This is a genomic window from Anoxybacillus ayderensis (assembly GCF_000833605.1).
GTDB classification, from domain to species: Bacteria; Bacillota; Bacilli; order Bacillales; family Anoxybacillaceae; genus Anoxybacillus; species Anoxybacillus ayderensis.
The window spans coordinates 1-16,805 of record NZ_JXTG01000014.1; the positions used below are offsets into that span (position 1 = coordinate 1).

The 16,805-nt window shown below is 40.5% G+C and carries 19 protein-coding genes, 1 rRNA gene and 1 other annotated feature; all 20 genes read left to right on the top strand.

The genetic code is table 11. The annotated features are described in order from the left end of the window. The first annotated feature begins 177 nt into the window (after window positions 1–177). The 20 genes from rrf to rplK all read left to right on the top strand — a co-directional run bounded on the left by rrf (window position 178) and on the right by rplK (window position 16,765). Window positions 178–294 (top strand): 5S ribosomal RNA (rrf, locus tag JV16_RS10995). A gap of 170 nt (window positions 295–464) precedes the next feature. Continuing rightward, window positions 465–926, top strand: coding sequence for a CtsR family transcriptional regulator (locus JV16_RS11000; RefSeq protein WP_021095355.1), 462 nt, complete (start codon window positions 465–467; stop codon window positions 924–926). Between the two features lie 14 nt (window positions 927–940). Beyond that, the gene (locus tag JV16_RS11005) at window positions 941–1,483 is read left to right on the top strand and encodes a protein-arginine kinase activator protein McsA (protein ID WP_021095354.1); all 543 of its coding nucleotides are present in this window, start codon (window positions 941–943) and stop codon (window positions 1,481–1,483) included. 3 nt (window positions 1,484–1,486) lie between these two features. Further along, window positions 1,487–2,551 carry a protein-arginine kinase McsB gene (locus tag JV16_RS11010; RefSeq protein WP_009361434.1) on the top strand — a complete coding sequence of 355 codons (1,065 nt, stop codon included), beginning with the start codon at window positions 1,487–1,489 and terminating at the stop codon, window positions 2,549–2,551. Between the two features lie 20 nt (window positions 2,552–2,571). Continuing rightward, complete coding sequence (gene clpC, locus JV16_RS11015) at window positions 2,572–5,004, top strand: ATP-dependent protease ATP-binding subunit ClpC (protein ID WP_021095353.1); 2,433 nt, start codon at window positions 2,572–2,574, stop codon at window positions 5,002–5,004. 58 nt (window positions 5,005–5,062) lie between these two features. Then, entirely contained in the window at window positions 5,063–6,457 is a 1,395-nt protein-coding gene (radA, locus tag JV16_RS11020; protein WP_021095352.1) for a DNA repair protein RadA, read from the top strand. Window positions 6,458–6,547: 90 nt separating this feature from the next. Next, window positions 6,548–7,636, top strand: a complete 1,089-nt coding sequence (locus tag JV16_RS11025) for a PIN/TRAM domain-containing protein (RefSeq protein WP_021095351.1) — start codon at window positions 6,548–6,550, stop codon at window positions 7,634–7,636. Window positions 7,637–7,655: 19 nt separating this feature from the next. Beyond that, entirely contained in the window at window positions 7,656–8,342 is a 687-nt protein-coding gene (gene ispD, locus JV16_RS11030) for a 2-C-methyl-D-erythritol 4-phosphate cytidylyltransferase (protein ID WP_021095350.1), read from the top strand. After that, window positions 8,342–8,824: a 2-C-methyl-D-erythritol 2,4-cyclodiphosphate synthase gene (ispF, locus tag JV16_RS11035; RefSeq protein WP_035066585.1), complete on the top strand. Its 483-nt coding sequence runs from the start codon at window positions 8,342–8,344 to the stop codon at window positions 8,822–8,824. The genes ispD and ispF overlap by 1 nt, the downstream gene beginning before the upstream one ends. A gap of 63 nt (window positions 8,825–8,887) precedes the next feature. Next, on the top strand, window positions 8,888–10,348 hold the full coding sequence (gene gltX, locus JV16_RS11040; RefSeq protein WP_042535871.1) for a glutamate--tRNA ligase: 1,461 nt from the start codon (window positions 8,888–8,890) through the stop codon (window positions 10,346–10,348). A gap of 42 nt (window positions 10,349–10,390) precedes the next feature. Further along, window positions 10,391–10,612, top strand: a binding site (T-box leader). Window positions 10,613–10,665: 53 nt separating this feature from the next. Continuing rightward, window positions 10,666–11,331, top strand: coding sequence for a serine O-acetyltransferase (cysE, locus tag JV16_RS11045; RefSeq protein ID WP_009361476.1), 666 nt, complete (start codon window positions 10,666–10,668; stop codon window positions 11,329–11,331). Then, window positions 11,312–12,709, top strand: coding sequence for a cysteine--tRNA ligase (gene cysS / locus JV16_RS11050; protein ID WP_042535873.1), 1,398 nt, complete (start codon window positions 11,312–11,314; stop codon window positions 12,707–12,709). Before cysE ends, cysS begins: the two co-directional genes overlap by 20 nt. Before the next feature lie 4 nt (window positions 12,710–12,713). Then, window positions 12,714–13,139, top strand: coding sequence for a Mini-ribonuclease 3 (locus tag JV16_RS11055; RefSeq protein WP_042535875.1), 426 nt, complete (start codon window positions 12,714–12,716; stop codon window positions 13,137–13,139). A gap of 3 nt (window positions 13,140–13,142) precedes the next feature. Then, on the top strand, window positions 13,143–13,880 hold the full coding sequence (gene rlmB, locus JV16_RS11060; RefSeq protein ID WP_042535877.1) for a 23S rRNA (guanosine(2251)-2'-O)-methyltransferase RlmB: 738 nt from the start codon (window positions 13,143–13,145) through the stop codon (window positions 13,878–13,880). Window position 13,881: 1 nt separating this feature from the next. After that, complete coding sequence (locus JV16_RS11065; RefSeq protein WP_021095344.1) at window positions 13,882–14,391, top strand: NYN domain-containing protein; 510 nt, start codon at window positions 13,882–13,884, stop codon at window positions 14,389–14,391. Between the two features lie 67 nt (window positions 14,392–14,458). Further along, complete coding sequence (gene sigH / locus JV16_RS11070; protein ID WP_009361481.1) at window positions 14,459–15,109, top strand: RNA polymerase sporulation sigma factor SigH; 651 nt, start codon at window positions 14,459–14,461, stop codon at window positions 15,107–15,109. A gap of 63 nt (window positions 15,110–15,172) precedes the next feature. Further along, complete coding sequence (gene rpmG / locus JV16_RS11075) at window positions 15,173–15,322, top strand: 50S ribosomal protein L33 (protein WP_042535879.1); 150 nt, start codon at window positions 15,173–15,175, stop codon at window positions 15,320–15,322. 31 nt (window positions 15,323–15,353) lie between these two features. After that, window positions 15,354–15,536, top strand: coding sequence for a preprotein translocase subunit SecE (gene secE, locus JV16_RS11080; RefSeq protein WP_006322671.1), 183 nt, complete (start codon window positions 15,354–15,356; stop codon window positions 15,534–15,536). Window positions 15,537–15,654: 118 nt separating this feature from the next. Then, window positions 15,655–16,188: a transcription termination/antitermination protein NusG gene (nusG, locus tag JV16_RS11085; RefSeq protein WP_042535881.1), complete on the top strand. Its 534-nt coding sequence runs from the start codon at window positions 15,655–15,657 to the stop codon at window positions 16,186–16,188. 151 nt (window positions 16,189–16,339) lie between these two features. Next, window positions 16,340–16,765, top strand: a complete 426-nt coding sequence (gene rplK, locus JV16_RS11090) for a 50S ribosomal protein L11 (RefSeq protein WP_003397643.1) — start codon at window positions 16,340–16,342, stop codon at window positions 16,763–16,765. Window positions 16,766–16,805: the final 40 nt, after the last annotated feature.

Below are 16,805 nucleotides of genomic sequence, written 5' to 3' on the forward strand. Positions count from 1 at the left end.
CGTAGTCAAGAAAACATCCGACGGAGCCAAAAGCTTTTGACGAAGACGTGCGTGCACGTCGAACGGAAAAAGCGAAGGCGTAGGAGGATGTTAGTTCGAAGCTAGACACAAGAAAAGCGTAGGCGACTACGCAACCCCTGTTATCTAGTTTTGAAGGAATAATCCTTCATCATATTGCTCGGTGACGATGGCGGAGAGGTCACACCCGTTCCCATCCCGAACACGGAAGTTAAGCTCTCCAGCGCCGATGGTAGTTGGCGGGACACCGCCTGCGAGAGTAGGACGTTGCCGGGCAAAGAGAAGACCAAGACGAAAATTGTCTTGGTCTTTTTGTTTTATTGAGTGAATGCAATGGGTAAAATATATGAGAAGAAAAGAAGGGATTCTTGCATTTTTGCAGAATTCCGTATATATTAAAATTAAAGTCAAATATAGTCAAAGTCAACTGACAGAGGAGGGATTATGTGAGGAATATCTCTGATGTCATTGAGCAATATTTAAAGCAAGTGTTAAATATGAGCGGAAAAGATATCGTCGAGATTAAACGAAGTGAAATTGCGGATAAATTTCAGTGTGTTCCTTCGCAAATTAACTATGTCATTAATACGCGTTTTACGTTAGAGAGAGGATATATTGTTGAAAGTAAACGGGGCGGTGGCGGTTATATTCGTATTATGAAAGTAAAAGCCCAAAATGCTTCTCAGCTCATTGACCATTTATTGTCCATCGTTCGGGATCGAATTAGTCAAACGAATGGAGAACATATTATTCAACGATTGTTAGATGAAAAGGTAATTTCACAGCGGGAAGCGAATATGATGTTAAGCATTATTGATCGCGCAGTTTTGTCTATTGACCTTCCTGATCGTGATGAACTGCGTGCACGCATATTAAAAGCAATGCTGACATCGCTAAAGTATATGTAAAGAGGGTGAATACTTTGATATGTCAAGAATGCAATCAACGGCCAGCGACGCTTCATTTTACTAAAATTGTGAATGGGGAAAAAACAGAAATTCATCTTTGTGAACAATGTGCGCATGAAAAAGGTGAAATGTTTATGTTCCCTCATCAAGGCGCTTTTTCCATTAACAATTTAATTGCAGGATTATTAAATATGGATGCATCACTAAAAGAACCAAAAGCGCCCTCTTTTCATAATGAGCATATATTACAATGCGAGCATTGCAAAATGACATATGCCCAATTTGTAAAAGTTGGTCGCTTTGGTTGTGCGAGTTGCTATGAGACGTTTCGTACCTATTTGCCCCCTATTTTCCGAAGACTGCATGGCGGGCATGTAGCCCATGAAGGGAAAATTCCGAAGCGGGTCGGTGGCACATTATATGTTCGTAAACAAATTGGACAGTTAAAACAAATGTTACAGGAGCTTATTGCTAAAGAACAGTTCGAAAAAGCCGCTGAAGTGCGTGATCAAATTCGGGAGCTTGAGACAAAACTAAACGCAGAAGGGGGCGCTTGATATATGAATGAATATGTATTTTTTCAACGCGCTCTAAGCCCATGGATGAACGAAGAAGGTCCAGATTCCGACATTGTGTTAAGTAGTCGCATTCGTCTAGCGAGAAACATGAAACAATACTCGTTCCCGACCGTATTTACAAATGAAGAAGCGATGCAAATCGTTCAATTGTTTGAACAGTTATTTTCACAAAGACGTCTCGGTCATATCGGTCCCTTTTTCTTATTAAAAATGAATGAATTACAATCGATTGAAAAGCGTGTGTTAGTCGAAAAACATTTGATTAGTCCTCATTTAGCTGAAGATTGTACATTTGGTGCATGTTTATTATCGGAACAAGAAGAAGCGAGCATTATGATCAATGAGGAAGATCATATTCGCATCCAATGTTTGTTTGCAGGCTTTCAATTAAAAGAAGCGTTAAAAATGGCTAACGCTTTAGACGACTGGATTGAACAACATGTCGACTATGCTTTTGATGAAAAATACGGATATTTAACTAGTTGCCCAACAAACGTCGGGACAGGATTACGTGCATCCGTTATGATGCACTTACCAGGACTTGTATTAACACAACAAATAAATCAAGTAATTCCAGCTATTAATCAGCTTGGTTTAGTTGTTCGTGGCACGTATGGAGAAGGCAGTGAAGCATTAGGGAATATTTTTCAAATATCAAATCAAATTACATTAGGAAAAAGTGAAGAAGATATTGTCGAAGATTTAACGGGAGTTGTTCGTCAATTAATTGAACAAGAGCGAATGGCTCGTGAGGCATTAGTCAAAACTTCTAACATACAATTAGAAGATAGGGTATATCGTTCTTACGGTGTTTTAACGAACAGTCGAATCATCGGTTCAAAAGAAGCGGCACAATGTTTATCCGATGTACGATTAGGTATTGATTTAGGGTATATTACGAACGTGCCAAAAACGATTTTAACAGAGCTAATGATTTTGACACAGCCCGGTTTTTTACAAAAATATGCAGGTGGTGCGTTGCGTCCGCAAGAGCGAGATGTTCGCCGTGCATCACTCATTCGCGAACGATTATACCAATGGAAGTAAATTAAAGGAGGTTGATGAGAATGATGTTCGGACGTTTTACAGAGCGAGCACAAAAAGTGTTAGCACTAGCACAAGAAGAAGCGGTTCGTTTGGGACATAACAATATTGGAACAGAGCACATTTTGCTTGGCTTAATTCGCGAAGGGGAAGGAATTGCAGCAAAAGCGCTTATGGCGCTTGGATTAGGACCAGATAAAATTCAAAAAGAAGTAGAATCACTCATTGGACGTGGAAACGAAGTAGGACAAACGATTCACTATACGCCTCGCGCAAAAAAAGTGATTGAATTGTCAATGGATGAAGCTAGAAAGCTTGGACATTCGTACGTTGGAACAGAGCATATTTTACTTGGACTTATTCGTGAAGGAGAAGGTGTTGCTGCACGTGTTTTAAATAATTTAGGGGTAAGCCTAAATAAAGCTCGTCAGCAAGTGCTTCAATTATTAGGAAGCAACGAATCGGCCTCAGGACATCATGGGGGAACAACGCATGCGAACACGCCGACATTAGACAGTTTAGCACGTGATTTAACAGCTATTGCACGTGAAGGCGGTTTAGACCCTGTGATTGGAAGAAGTAAAGAAATTCAACGTGTCATTGAAGTGTTAAGTCGCCGGACGAAAAATAATCCTGTTTTAATCGGAGAGCCAGGTGTAGGGAAAACGGCCATTGCCGAGGGACTAGCTCAACAAATTGTCAATAACGAAGTGCCAGAGACACTTCGCGATAAGCGTGTCATGACGCTTGATATGGGAACAGTCGTTGCAGGAACAAAATATCGCGGGGAATTTGAGGATCGATTGAAAAAAGTGATGGATGAAATTCGCCAGGCTGGCAACATCATTTTGTTTATTGACGAATTGCATACGCTCATTGGAGCTGGCGGTGCTGAAGGGGCTATTGATGCGTCAAATATTTTAAAACCTTCTCTTGCTCGCGGAGAATTACAATGCATTGGGGCGACAACATTAGATGAATACCGAAAATATATTGAAAAAGATGCAGCGTTAGAAAGACGCTTCCAACCAATTCATGTTGGGGAACCAACGGTTGAGGAATCTATTCAAATTTTAAAAGGTTTGCGAGATCGTTACGAAGCTCACCATCGCGTTTCTATTTCAGATGAGGCGATTGAGCAGGCAGTGAAGCTTTCAGACCGCTATATTTCGGATCGATTTTTACCAGATAAAGCAATTGATTTAATTGACGAAGCTTGCTCGAAAGTACGTTTACGTTCGTTTACGACCCCACCAAACTTAAAAGAGCTCGAACAAAAACTTGAGGAAATCCGCAAAGAAAAAGATGCAGCTGTACAAAGCCAAGAGTTTGAAAAAGCAGCATCATTACGCGATGCGGAACAAAAATTGCGCGAACAACTTGAAGAAACAAAGCGAGCATGGAAAGAGAAACAAGGTCAAGAAAACTCTGAAGTGACTGTAGAAGATATTGCAGCTGTTGTGTCAAGTTGGACCGGAATTCCGGTATCTAAATTAGCTCAAACAGAAACAGAACGATTATTAAAGTTAGAGGAGATTTTACATTCTCGTGTCATTGGGCAAGAAGAGGCGGTGAAGGCCGTTGCAAAAGCGGTGCGTCGTGCTCGGGCAGGATTAAAAGATCCAAAGCGTCCGATTGGCTCGTTTATTTTCCTTGGACCAACGGGTGTAGGAAAAACAGAGTTAGCACGAGCGCTTGCTGAAGCGATGTTTGGTGATGAAGATGCGATGATTCGTATCGATATGTCTGAATATATGGAGAAACATTCGACATCACGTCTTGTCGGTTCACCTCCAGGGTACGTCGGCTATGAAGAAGGTGGACAATTAACGGAAAAAGTTCGTCGCAAACCGTATTCTGTCATCTTGTTAGATGAGATTGAAAAAGCGCATCCAGATGTATTTAACATTTTATTACAAGTACTAGAAGATGGACGTTTAACAGATTCGAAAGGACGCACAGTTGATTTCCGCAATACGATTATTATTATGACATCAAACGTTGGTGCTGACGCTTTAAAAAGAAATAAATATGTCGGCTTTAATGTGCAAGACGAAAGCCAACAATATAAAGATATGAAAGGGAAAGTGATGGACGAGTTGAAAAAGGCGTTCCGTCCGGAGTTTTTAAACCGAATTGATGAAATTATTGTTTTCCATTCACTTGAAAAGAAACATTTGAACGAAATTGTTTCATTAATGGTTGAGCAATTGAAAAAACGCCTACAAGAACAACAAATCGATTTAGAATTAACGGATGCCGCAATTGAAAAATTAGCAGAAGAAGGTTACGATTTAGAGTACGGAGCGCGTCCGTTGCGTCGAGCAATTCAAAAACATATTGAAGATCGTTTATCTGAAGAACTGTTAAAAGGAACGATTGGAAGTGGACAAAAAGTTGTTATGGACGTAAAAGATGGTCAGTTTGTTGTGTTAACAACAGAGACAGTAAAATAACGAAAACAAGGTATGCTTACACGCATACCTTGTTTTTCATAATGAAAGGAATGGAGTAATGGTTAAGCGGAAAACGAAATTCGTTTGTCAACATTGTGGATATGAAACAGCGAAGTGGATGGGAAAATGTCCAGGCTGTCATTCATGGAACGCAATGGTCGAAGAAACGGAAATAGTAAAACCACATAACCGTGCGCTATTTGTGCATACAGAAGGGGTAGCAGCCAAGCCTGTATCGATTACGACGGTAGAAACAACACAAGAACCGAGAATCGATACGAAGTTTACAGAGTTTAATCGCGTGCTCGGGGGTGGAATTGTTCGTGGTTCCCTTGTTTTGATTGGTGGGGATCCTGGTATTGGGAAATCAACATTATTGTTGCAAATTTGTGCTCAACTCGCAAACGATGCTCATCCTGTATTATATATTTCCGGGGAAGAATCAGTAAAACAAACGAAGTTGCGCGCCGAGCGGTTACATGTAACTGCTGAACATTTATATGTTTTGTCTGAAACAAATTTAGAGCATATTATCCAAACTGTTGATGAAATGAAACCATCGTTCGTTGTCATCGACTCGATTCAAACGATATATCGCTCAGAAATTACATCTGCACCAGGGAGTGTTTCACAAGTTCGTGAATGTACAGCAGAGTTGATGCGAGTAGCTAAAACGAAAGGTATTGCGATTTTTATTGTTGGGCATGTTACGAAGGAAGGGGCGCTTGCCGGACCACGCATTTTAGAACATATGGTTGACACCGTATTATATTTTGAAGGAGAGCGTCATCATACGTATCGCATTTTACGGGCGGTGAAAAATCGATTTGGTTCTACAAATGAAATCGGTATTTTCGAAATGAAAGAAGCAGGGCTAGCTGAAGTAAAAAACCCATCAGAAATTTTTTTAGAAGAGCGCTCTAAAGGAGCTGCTGGATCAACGGTCGTTGCTTCTATGGAAGGAACGAGACCGGTGTTAGTGGAAATTCAAGCATTAGTATCACCGACTAGCTTTGGAACGCCGCGTCGAATGGCAACAGGAATAGATCATAATCGCGTTTCTTTACTAATGGCTGTGCTTGAAAAAAGGGTTGGCTTGCTTCTCCAAAACCAAGATGCTTATTTAAAAGTAGCTGGTGGCATAAAGTTAGATGAACCTGCGATTGACTTAGCCATTGCAGTAAGTATCGCTTCGAGTTTTCGTGATCAACCAACAAATCATACGGATGTCGTGATTGGGGAAGTCGGATTGACAGGTGAAGTACGTCGCGTCTCTCGCATTGAACAGCGTGTACAAGAAGCTGCGAAGCTCGGTTTTCAACGCATCATTATTCCGAAAAGCAACATCGGTGGCTGGAACATTCCAAAAGATGTTGAAGTTATTGGGGTGGTCAATGTAGAAGAAGCGCTATATTATGCATTAGGAGAAGGGAAAAATCGCCCAATATTTTAACAAAACCATTAAAAAATCATTAAAAATCATGTTCAGATTGGTTTCAAACATTGGAAACTGTTTATAATGTAATAGAGGAGGTGAAAAAACGTGTTAAAACGAATTGTGCAAGCATCTTTTTTAATTACTGGGGGCATGTTAGGAATCATTTTCTTTCCTACTTTGTTGAAGCTGTTGCACTTAGACGATTTTCCTTATGTCGATAGCCCATATGTAGCGGCCCCAGTTGGTGCGATCATCGTATTCCTTCTCACGTTTTGGTTAGTCGATCATGTGGTTGGACTTATTCATTGGATGGAAGAAGCGTTAGTCAAAGCACCTGTAACCGATTTGTTATTTGGAAGTCTCGGTTTAATTTTCGGATTGATTGTAGCCTTTTTAGTCGTTATTCCATTAAACTCTATTCAAATTCCGCTTGTTAATACGATCTTGCCCATTTTCCTTACGCTATTGTTAGGGTATTTAGGATTTCAAGTCGGATTTAAAAAGCGCGATGAGTTAATGAACTTATTTTCTTTGCCAAATCGGACAGGAAAGAAAAAAGGTAGCGAAGAAGAAGAGAAAAAAGGTAAATCGCTGAAAATCTTAGATACGAGTGTCATTATTGACGGTCGTATTGCGGATATTTGTCAAACGGGCTTTTTGGAAGGGACGATTGTCATTCCGCGCTTTGTTCTAGAAGAATTGCAACATATTGCTGATTCTTCCGATGCGTTAAAAAGAAATCGCGGACGAAGAGGGTTAGATATTTTAAACCGTATTCAAAAAGAGTTAGCTATTAACGTTGAAATATACGAAGGCGATTTTGAAGGAATTCAAGAAGTCGACAGCAAGCTTGTAAAATTGGCGCAATTGACATCAGGAGTTGTTGTGACAAATGACTTCAACTTAAATAAAGTGTGTGAATTACAAAATGTTCCTGTGCTAAATATTAACGATTTAGCGAACGCGGTAAAACCGATTGTTCTTCCGGGAGAAGAATTAAATGTTCATGTCATTAAAGATGGGAAAGAACAAAATCAAGGTGTTGCTTATTTAGATGATGGAACGATGATCGTTGTAGAAGATGGGAAGGACTACATCGGAAAACGAGTTGATGTGCTTGTGACGAGCGTGTTGCAAACATCAGCTGGAAGAATGATTTTTGCTAAACTAAAGCTACTTGAAAAAGCATTATAAGCTGTTAGGAGTTAGGAAAATGAATTATCATGTCGTTATACCGGCAGCTGGTCAAGGAAAACGAATGAATGCAGGAATGAATAAACAATTTATCGAGCTTGAAGGAATACCCGTTATTATCCATACGTTACGTGTATTTGAACGAGATGATTTTTGTCAAGGCATTGTGTTAGTCATTAATGATCAAGAACGTGAGCAGTTTGTTCATATGCTTCATCGTTTTGAAATAAAAAAAGTGAAATCCCTCGTTTCAGGAGGGGAAGAAAGACAGCAGAGCGTCTATAATGGGTTAAAAGCGGTGAATGGTAATCATATTGTACTCATTCACGATGGTGCTCGCCCATTTGTAACGATGAAAAAAATTCACGAACTCGTTCGAGTAACAAAAGAAACGGGAGCAGCAGTGTTAGCTGTTCCTGTCAAAGATACGATGAAACAGGTGATCGATGGCCAAGTTGAAAAAACGGTCGATCGATCGAGCTTGTGGGCTGTACAAACGCCACAAGCTTTTTCCATGCCATTAATTATTGATGCTCATGAACGAGCGAAAAAAGAACAGTTTATCGGAACAGATGATGCGAGTCTCGTTGAGCGGATCGGTCATCGCGTCGTTGTTGTAGAAGGAGAATATACGAACATTAAACTTACAACACAAGAAGATTTATTATTTGCGGAAGCCATTTTACGTGCGAGAGGGGATCGATGATGTATCGAATTGGACAAGGGTTTGATGTCCATCAGTTTGCTGAAGGGCGTCCACTTATTATTGGTGGAATACACATTCCGTATGAAAAAGGGTTGCTTGGACATTCCGATGCGGACGTATTGCTTCATGCGATTGCTGATGCATGTTTAGGAGCGATCGGTCAAGGAGATATTGGAAAACACTTCCCTGATACAGATGACGCTTACAAAGATGCGGACTCTGCACTCTTATTACAACGTGTATGGAGCCTTGTACGCCAACATGGATATGCGCTTGTGAATGTTGACTGTACAATTATTGCGCAAAAGCCAAAAATGGCGCCATATATTGCAAATATGCAAAAACGAATTGCCGAGTTGTTAGAAGGAGACGTTTCACAAGTAAACGTAAAAGCAACGACGACAGAAAAGCTTGGTTTTACAGGGAGAGAAGAAGGAATTGCAGCACAAGCCGTCGTTTTGTTACAAAAAAATAATGAATGATGGATTTTGTATGCCGTTTACGGTACAATGAGGTACAGAAATTAGGTAGATGGAGGTTATGGCATGTCACAGGAAGTTAGGGTGCGTTATGCGCCAAGTCCGACGGGGCATTTACATATCGGTGGTGCGCGCACAGCATTATTTAACTATTTATTTGCGCGACATCATCACGGAAAATTTATTGTCCGCATTGAAGATACAGATATTGAGCGAAATGTAGAAGGCGGCGAACAATCACAACTTGAAAATTTGAAATGGCTCGGGATTGAATATGATGAATCTGTAGATAAAGATGGTGGATATGGTCCTTATCGCCAAACAGAGCGTCTGCACATATATCGCCAATATACAAACGAGTTGTTAGAAAAAGGACATGCATACAAATGTTTTTGTACACCTGAGGAGTTAGAACAAGAGCGTGAGGCGCAAAAAGCGGCAGGTATTGCAGCGCCACAATACAGCGGAAAATGTCGTCATTTAACTCCAGAGCAAGTTCAACAGCTAGAAGCGGAAGGCAAGCCTTATACGATTCGTTTAAAAGTACCAGAAGGAAAAGTATATGAATTTGAAGATATGGTGCGCGGTCGAGTATCTTTTGAATCGAAAGATATCGGTGATTGGGTCATCGTAAAAGCGAACGGTATCCCAACGTATAACTTCGCTGTCGTGATTGATGATCATTTAATGAAAATCACACATGTATTTCGCGGCGAAGAGCATTTATCGAACACGCCGAAACAGTTAATGGTATATGAATATTTCGGTTGGGAGCCACCAAAATACGCACATTTAACGCTTATTGTGAATGAAAATCGCAAAAAATTATCAAAGCGCGATGAGTCAATTATTCAATTCGTTTCCCAATATAAAGAGCTTGGATATTTACCAGAAGCGATGTTTAACTTTTTTGCGCTGTTGGGCTGGTCTCCTGAAGGAGAAGAGGAGATTTTCTCAAAAGAAGAACTTATTCGCATTTTTGATGTTTCACGCTTATCAAAATCTCCATCGATGTTTGATAAGCAGAAACTGACATGGATGAACAACCAATATATTAAAAAGCTTGATTTAGATCGACTAGTTGAATTATCGCTTCCTCATTTAATTCGAGCGGGGCGCTTGCCAGAACAAATGACCGATGAACAAAAACAGTGGGCTCGTGATTTAATTGCGCTATACCAAGAGCAAATGAGTTACGGTGCCGAAATTGTTCAGTTATCAGAGTTGTTCTTTAAGCAAGAAATCGAGTATGATGAAGAAGCGAAGGCTGTTTTAGATGGCGAGCAAGTACTGCTTGTGTTAAAAGCATTTTATGAGCAAGTAGAGCAGCTTGCAACGTTTGATAGTGATCATATTAAAGCGGCAATTAAAGCGGTACAAAAAGAAACGGGACAAAAAGGGAAAAACTTGTTTATGCCGATTCGTGTAGCAGTAACAGGGCAAACGCACGGTCCAGAACTTCCAGAGGCTATTCGTTTGCTCGGAAAAGAAACGGTTATGTCCCGATTAGCGAAATTGATCGGTTAACATTTCTTTGTCTATATAATAAAATAGGTGTAAGTCATATCGGTGAAAGCGTCGATGAGGAGAAGTAAAAAGAGTCAGCATGTCAGAGAGAACCACCTTGGCTGGAAGTGGTTTATGCTCGATTCTTTTGAAATGCACCTCGGAGCCTCCTTTCGAACCAGAGACGTTCTGCAGTAGAATGGAGCGGATTCCCTTCCGTTATAAGGGCAAGAGTGAGCCTTTTGGCTAAACAGAGTGGAACCGCGCTAATGAAGCGTCTCTGTGTCATCGTACACAGAGACGTTTTTTATTTAGAAGATAACAAAGGGGGGAACAGCATGTTTAAAACATTAAAAGAAGACATTGAAGTGATTTTCGAACAAGATCCAGCAGCAAGAAGTTATTTAGAAGTTATTTTAACGTATTCTGGGTTACATGCGATTTGGGCACATCGCATTGCTCATGCGCTTTATAAGCGAAAATTTTACTTTTTAGCTCGCCTTATTTCACAAATTAGCCGCTTTTTTACCGGTATTGAAATTCACCCGGGGGCAAAAATTGGTCGCCGCTTTTTCATCGATCACGGCATGGGAGTTGTCATCGGGGAAACGTGTGAAATTGGTGATAACGTAACGGTGTATCAAGGTGTCACACTCGGTGGAACAGGCAAAGAGAAAGGAAAACGTCATCCGACGATTAAAGATAACTGCTTGATTGCAACCGGTGCGAAAGTGCTTGGTTCCATTACTATTGGGGAGAATAGTAAAATTGGGGCCGGTTCGGTTGTGTTGAAAGATGTACCACCGAACTCAACGGTTGTCGGCATTCCAGGGCGTGTCGTTGTACAAAATGGAGTGCGTGTCAATAAAGATTTAAATCATTGTGATTTACCGGATCCAATTGCAGATCGTTTTAAAGAGTTAGAAGCAGAAATTGAGCAACTAAAAACACAATTAGAAGAACTAAAGAAAGGAACGGTGAACCATGAGCATTCAAGTGTATAATACGTTAACGCGAAAAAAGGAGCCGTTTATCCCATTAGAACCAAATAAAGTAAAAATGTATGTATGCGGCCCGACAGTATATAACTATATTCATATTGGCAACGCCCGTCCGGCTATTGTATTTGATACTATTCGCCGCTACTTACAATTTCGTGGGTATGAAGTTCAATATGTTTCTAATTTCACCGATGTAGACGATAAACTTATTCGAGCGGCAAGAGAACTAGGAGAAGACGTGCCGACTATTGCAGAGCGGTTTATTGAAGCGTATTTCGAAGATATTACAGCGCTTGGTTGCAAAAAGGCAGATGTTCATCCTCGTGTGACAGAAAACATTGATACGATCATTGAATTTATTGAACAGCTCATCGAAAAAGGATATGCGTACGAAGTTGACGGCGATGTATATTATCGCACACGTCGCTTCTCTGATTACGGGAAACTATCGCATCAATCGATTGACGAATTAAAATCAGGCGCTCGTATTGAGGTTGGGGAGAAAAAAGAAGATCCTCTTGATTTTGCGTTATGGAAAGCAGCAAAAGAAGGGGAAATTTACTGGGATAGTCCATGGGGGAAAGGTCGACCAGGATGGCATATTGAATGTTCAGCCATGGCGCGTAAATATTTAGGAGATACGATTGACATTCATGCCGGTGGGCAAGATTTAACGTTCCCGCACCATGAGAATGAAATTGCCCAATCGGAAGCGTTAACAGGGAAAGTTTTTGCGAAATATTGGTTGCATAATGGCTACATTAATATCGATAATGAAAAAATGTCAAAGTCGCTTGGAAACTTTATTTTAGTGCATGACATTATTAAGCAAGTTGATCCGCAAGTGTTGCGTTTCTTCATGCTTTCGGTTCATTATCGTCATCCAATTAACTATAGCCAACCGTTGCTTGACAGTGCAAAAAGTGGGTTAGAACGTCTAAAGACAGCGTATGCGAATGTAAAACATCGTTTAGAAAGCAGTACAAATTTAACGACAAATGATGAACAGTGGTTAGCGAAAATTGAGGAGTTAAAAAACGAATTTATTCGCGAAATGGATGATGATTTTAACACAGCAAACGGGATCGCGGTTTTATTTGAACTAGCCAAACAAGCGAACATATATTTGATGGAGAAGCATACATCTGAAGCGGTTATTCAAAAGTTTTTACAACAATTTGAACAGCTTTTTGATGTCCTTGGTCTTTCTTTACAGCAAGATGAATTGCTCGATGAAGAAATTGAAGCGCTCATTCAACAGCGAATTGAAGCAAGGAAAAATCGCGATTTCGCTTTAGCTGACCGCATTCGTGATGAACTAAAGGCGAAAAACATCATTTTAGAAGATACACCACAAGGAACGAGATGGAGAAGAGGATAAAACAATGTTGCACTTGTTTCCTAAAATTAAAGATTTTCAACAGTTAAACGGTTTAACGTTAGCTTACATTGGTGATGCCGTATACGAGTTATTCGTACGGCATCATCTCCTTGCCTTAGGAAAAGTAAAACCAAACGATTTACACAACTTAGCGAAAACGTATGTTTGTGCTAAAGCACAAGCGAAAGTGTTGCAATGGTTGCTGAATCACAATCAATTATCTGAGCAAGAAATTGCTGTTGTTCGACGTGGACGTAATGCAAAATCTGTGAGCACTCCGAAAAATACAGACGTACAAACGTATCGTCAAAGTACAGGGTTTGAAGCGTTAATTGGCTACCATTTTCTAAATGGGAATGAAGAGAGGCTTCATCAATTAATGCAATGGGTGTTTGATGTACAACACAATGATGAGGAAAGGGGGATGTAACGCATGGATCTCATTATCGGTAAAAACCCGGTATTGGAAGCATTAAAATCCGGACGAGAAATGAATAAAATATGGATTGCTGAAGGTTCGCAACGCGGTCAAATGCAGCCGATTATCCAGCTTGCTAAAGAGATGGGAATTACGGTGCAATACGTTCCTAAAAAAAAGATGGACCAGTTAAGCGAAGGGAATCATCAAGGGGTCATTGCGCAAGTTGCGGCATATCGATACTACGACGTAGATGACTTGTTCAAAAAAGCCGAAGAACGTGGAGAGGCACCATTTTTTATCATTTTAGACGAACTTGAAGATCCACACAATTTAGGATCCATTATGCGAACGGCTGATGCAGTAGGTGCTCATGGCATTATTATTCCGAAGCGTCGTTCCGTCGGTTTGACCGCAACAGTCGCAAAAGCGTCAACGGGTGCAATTGAACATGTTCCTGTTGCGCGTGTCACGAACTTAGCACGAACAGTAGATGAGTTGAAAGATCGGGGAGTTTGGATTTTTGGAACGGATGCAAAAGGAAATGAAGATTATCGCCAACTAGATGGGGTCATCCCGTTAGCGTTAGTCATTGGTAGTGAAGGAAAAGGAATGAGCCGTTTATTACGCGATAAGTGCGATGTGCTCGTTCGCTTGCCGATGGTTGGACATGTTACATCGTTAAATGCTTCCGTTGCGGCTAGCTTGTTAATGTATGAGGTGTATCGAAAACGTCATCCATTAGGTGAGTAAGATGGATATTTTAATCGTTGATGGCTACAACATCATCGGTGCTTGGCCGGAATTGCGAGAACTACGGGATGTAGATTTAGCTTTGGCGCGCGATCGACTTGTCGAGAGAATGGCGGAGTATCAAGCATTTACCGGCTGTAAAGTGATTATTGTTTTTGACGCACACCTCGTACAAGGAACAACAAAAAAATATGTCGATCATCAAGTAGAAGTCATTTTCACAAAAGAAAATGAAACCGCAGATGAACATATCGAGAAATTGGCAAAGTCGCTCCAAAAAGTTCGGACGAAAGTATACGTGGCTACATCAGATTATACAGAACAATGGGCGATTTTTGGTCAAGGGGCGTTGCGCAAATCAGCACGAGAGCTACTCATTGAGGTGGATGCGGTGCAGCGAAATATTTCAAGCAACGTCAAGCATATTCAACAAAAAAAGCCGATATCAAAAATTCCTCTGACGGATGAAGTCGCAAAAATTTTCGAAAAATGGCGAAGAGGGGAAAAATGAACGATTGACCCTGTAAAAAAATGTACTGTATAATACTTTTATCCATGTGCAGGGCGGGGGGATCGGCGTGAGCGCAAATGCAAATGAAAAACAACAAAGCCGTTATGAACAACTAGAAGATGAAACGATTGTAGAACTTGTGCATCAAGGTGATAGTGAGGCGCTTGACTATTTAATTCATAAGTATAAAAACTTTGTCCGAGCGAAAGCACGTTCATATTTTTTAGTCGGTGCAGATCGCGAAGATATTGTACAAGAAGGAATGATCGGATTATATAAAGCGATCCGAGACTTTAAAGAAGATAAGCAGTCATCGTTCAAGGCGTTTGCTGAGCTGTGCATCACGAGGCAAATGATTACGGCGATAAAAATGGCTACGCGCCAAAAACATATTCCGCTTAATTGTTATGTTTCATTGGACAAGCCGATTTACGAAGATGATTCTGCCCGTACATTAATGGACGTTCTTTCGGGAACGAAAATAACAAATCCTGAAGAGTTAATCATTAATCGCGAAGAGTTCGATCATATTGAAGAAAAAATGACTGAACTGCTTAGCGATTTAGAGCGGAAAGTGCTTCTTCTTTATTTAGAGGGTCGATCATATCAAGAAATTTCTGAAGAGCTCAATCGCCATGTGAAATCGATTGACAACGCGTTGCAACGCGTAAAACGCAAGCTTGAAAAGTATGTAGAAATTCAAGGGATTCGTTTATAATATTGACATAAAAAAATATTGTGTGATACAGTTTTTAAGACGTAGTATATCGGAGGAAAACGTATGCGCAAAAAAGTAATTTTAGCGTGCAGCCAATGTTTAAACAGAAATTATTCAACGATGAAAAATGTGGCGCAACACCATGAACGACTTGAGATGAAGAAGTTTTGTAAAACATGCAATACGCATACGATTCACCGTGAAACAAAGTAGTTGATGATCCCGAGACGTTGGAGGGTTTTATATGCAACGAGTAACGAAATTTTTCCGCGAAGTTGTTCGCGAAATGAAAAAAGTCAGCTGGCCGAAACGAAAAGAACTAGTGAATTATACGATTACTGTTTTAGCGACAGTGGCATTTTTCACTGTATTTTTTGCGGTTGTCGATTTAGGAATTTCAGAGTTAGTTCGTTTTATACTTGAATAGGACTAGTATATCCATGGTATAATGGAAGATAACAAACAGAAATAAAGCCCGGTAACGGGTTTTTATTTTGCCTAAAAAAGATTTGTTTAGGGAGGGAAGGACGGTATCGTCCCAGCTAATGGAAAAGAATTGGTATGTTATTCATACGTATTCAGGTTATGAGAATAAAGTAAAAACGAACTTAGAAAAGCGCGTTGAATCGATGGGTATGCAAGATAAAATTTTTCGTGTCATCGTGCCTGAAGAAGAAGAAACAGACACAAAGGGCGGCAAAAAGAAAGTTGTTAAAAAGAAAGTATTCCCGGGTTACGTGCTTGTAGAGATGATTATGACAGACGATTCTTGGTACGTTGTCCGCAATACGCCGGGGGTAACAGGATTCGTTGGTTCAGCTGGCGCTGGATCAAAACCGACCCCGCTTCTCGAAGAAGAAGTTTCGGCAATTTTAAAACGAATGGGTGTCGACTTGATTGAGTTAGAATTTGATTTTGAATTGAATGAAGCGGTTCGCATTAAAGAAGGACCGTTCGCAAATTTTGTTGGAACGATTCAAGAGATTGAGATGGAAAAACAAAAAGTAACCGTGCTTGTTGATATGTTCGGACGTGAAACACCGGTAGAACTTGACTTTTCGCAAATCGAAAAAATATAATAGTAAACAACTTGCAAATAGGAAAGAAAAGTGATAATATTTTAAGGTCAGTATGTCTCAATCATTGAGACGAATGCGATGATTGTTTTCATATATGGAGTGGGAGGGAACATCCCTAATACCACATCACGGACTTAAGGAGGTGTGTCTCGTGGCTAAAAAAGTAATTAAAGTTGTCAAATTGCAAATTCCTGCAGGGAAAGCGAATCCAGCACCACCAGTCGGTCCAGCATTAGGTCAAGCTGGTGTTAACATCATGGGATTCTGTAAAGAATTCAACGCTCGTACAGCTGATCAAGCAGGTTTAATTATTCCTGTTGAAATTACGGTATATGAAGACCGTTCATTTACATTTATTACGAAAACTCCACCTGCTGCTGTATTACTGAAGAAAGCGGCTGGTATCGAGTCTGGTTCTGGTGAGCCAAACCGTAATAAAGTGGCAACAGTAAAGCGCGACAAAGTTCGCGAGATTGCTGAAACAAAAATGCCAGACTTAAACGCGGCGAGCATTGAAGCAGCTATGCGCATGATCGAAGGAACAGCGCGCAGCATGGGTATCGTCATCGAAGACTAATCTGGCTGGAGAAGGTTGCGGAAGCGGACTATATAGTTTT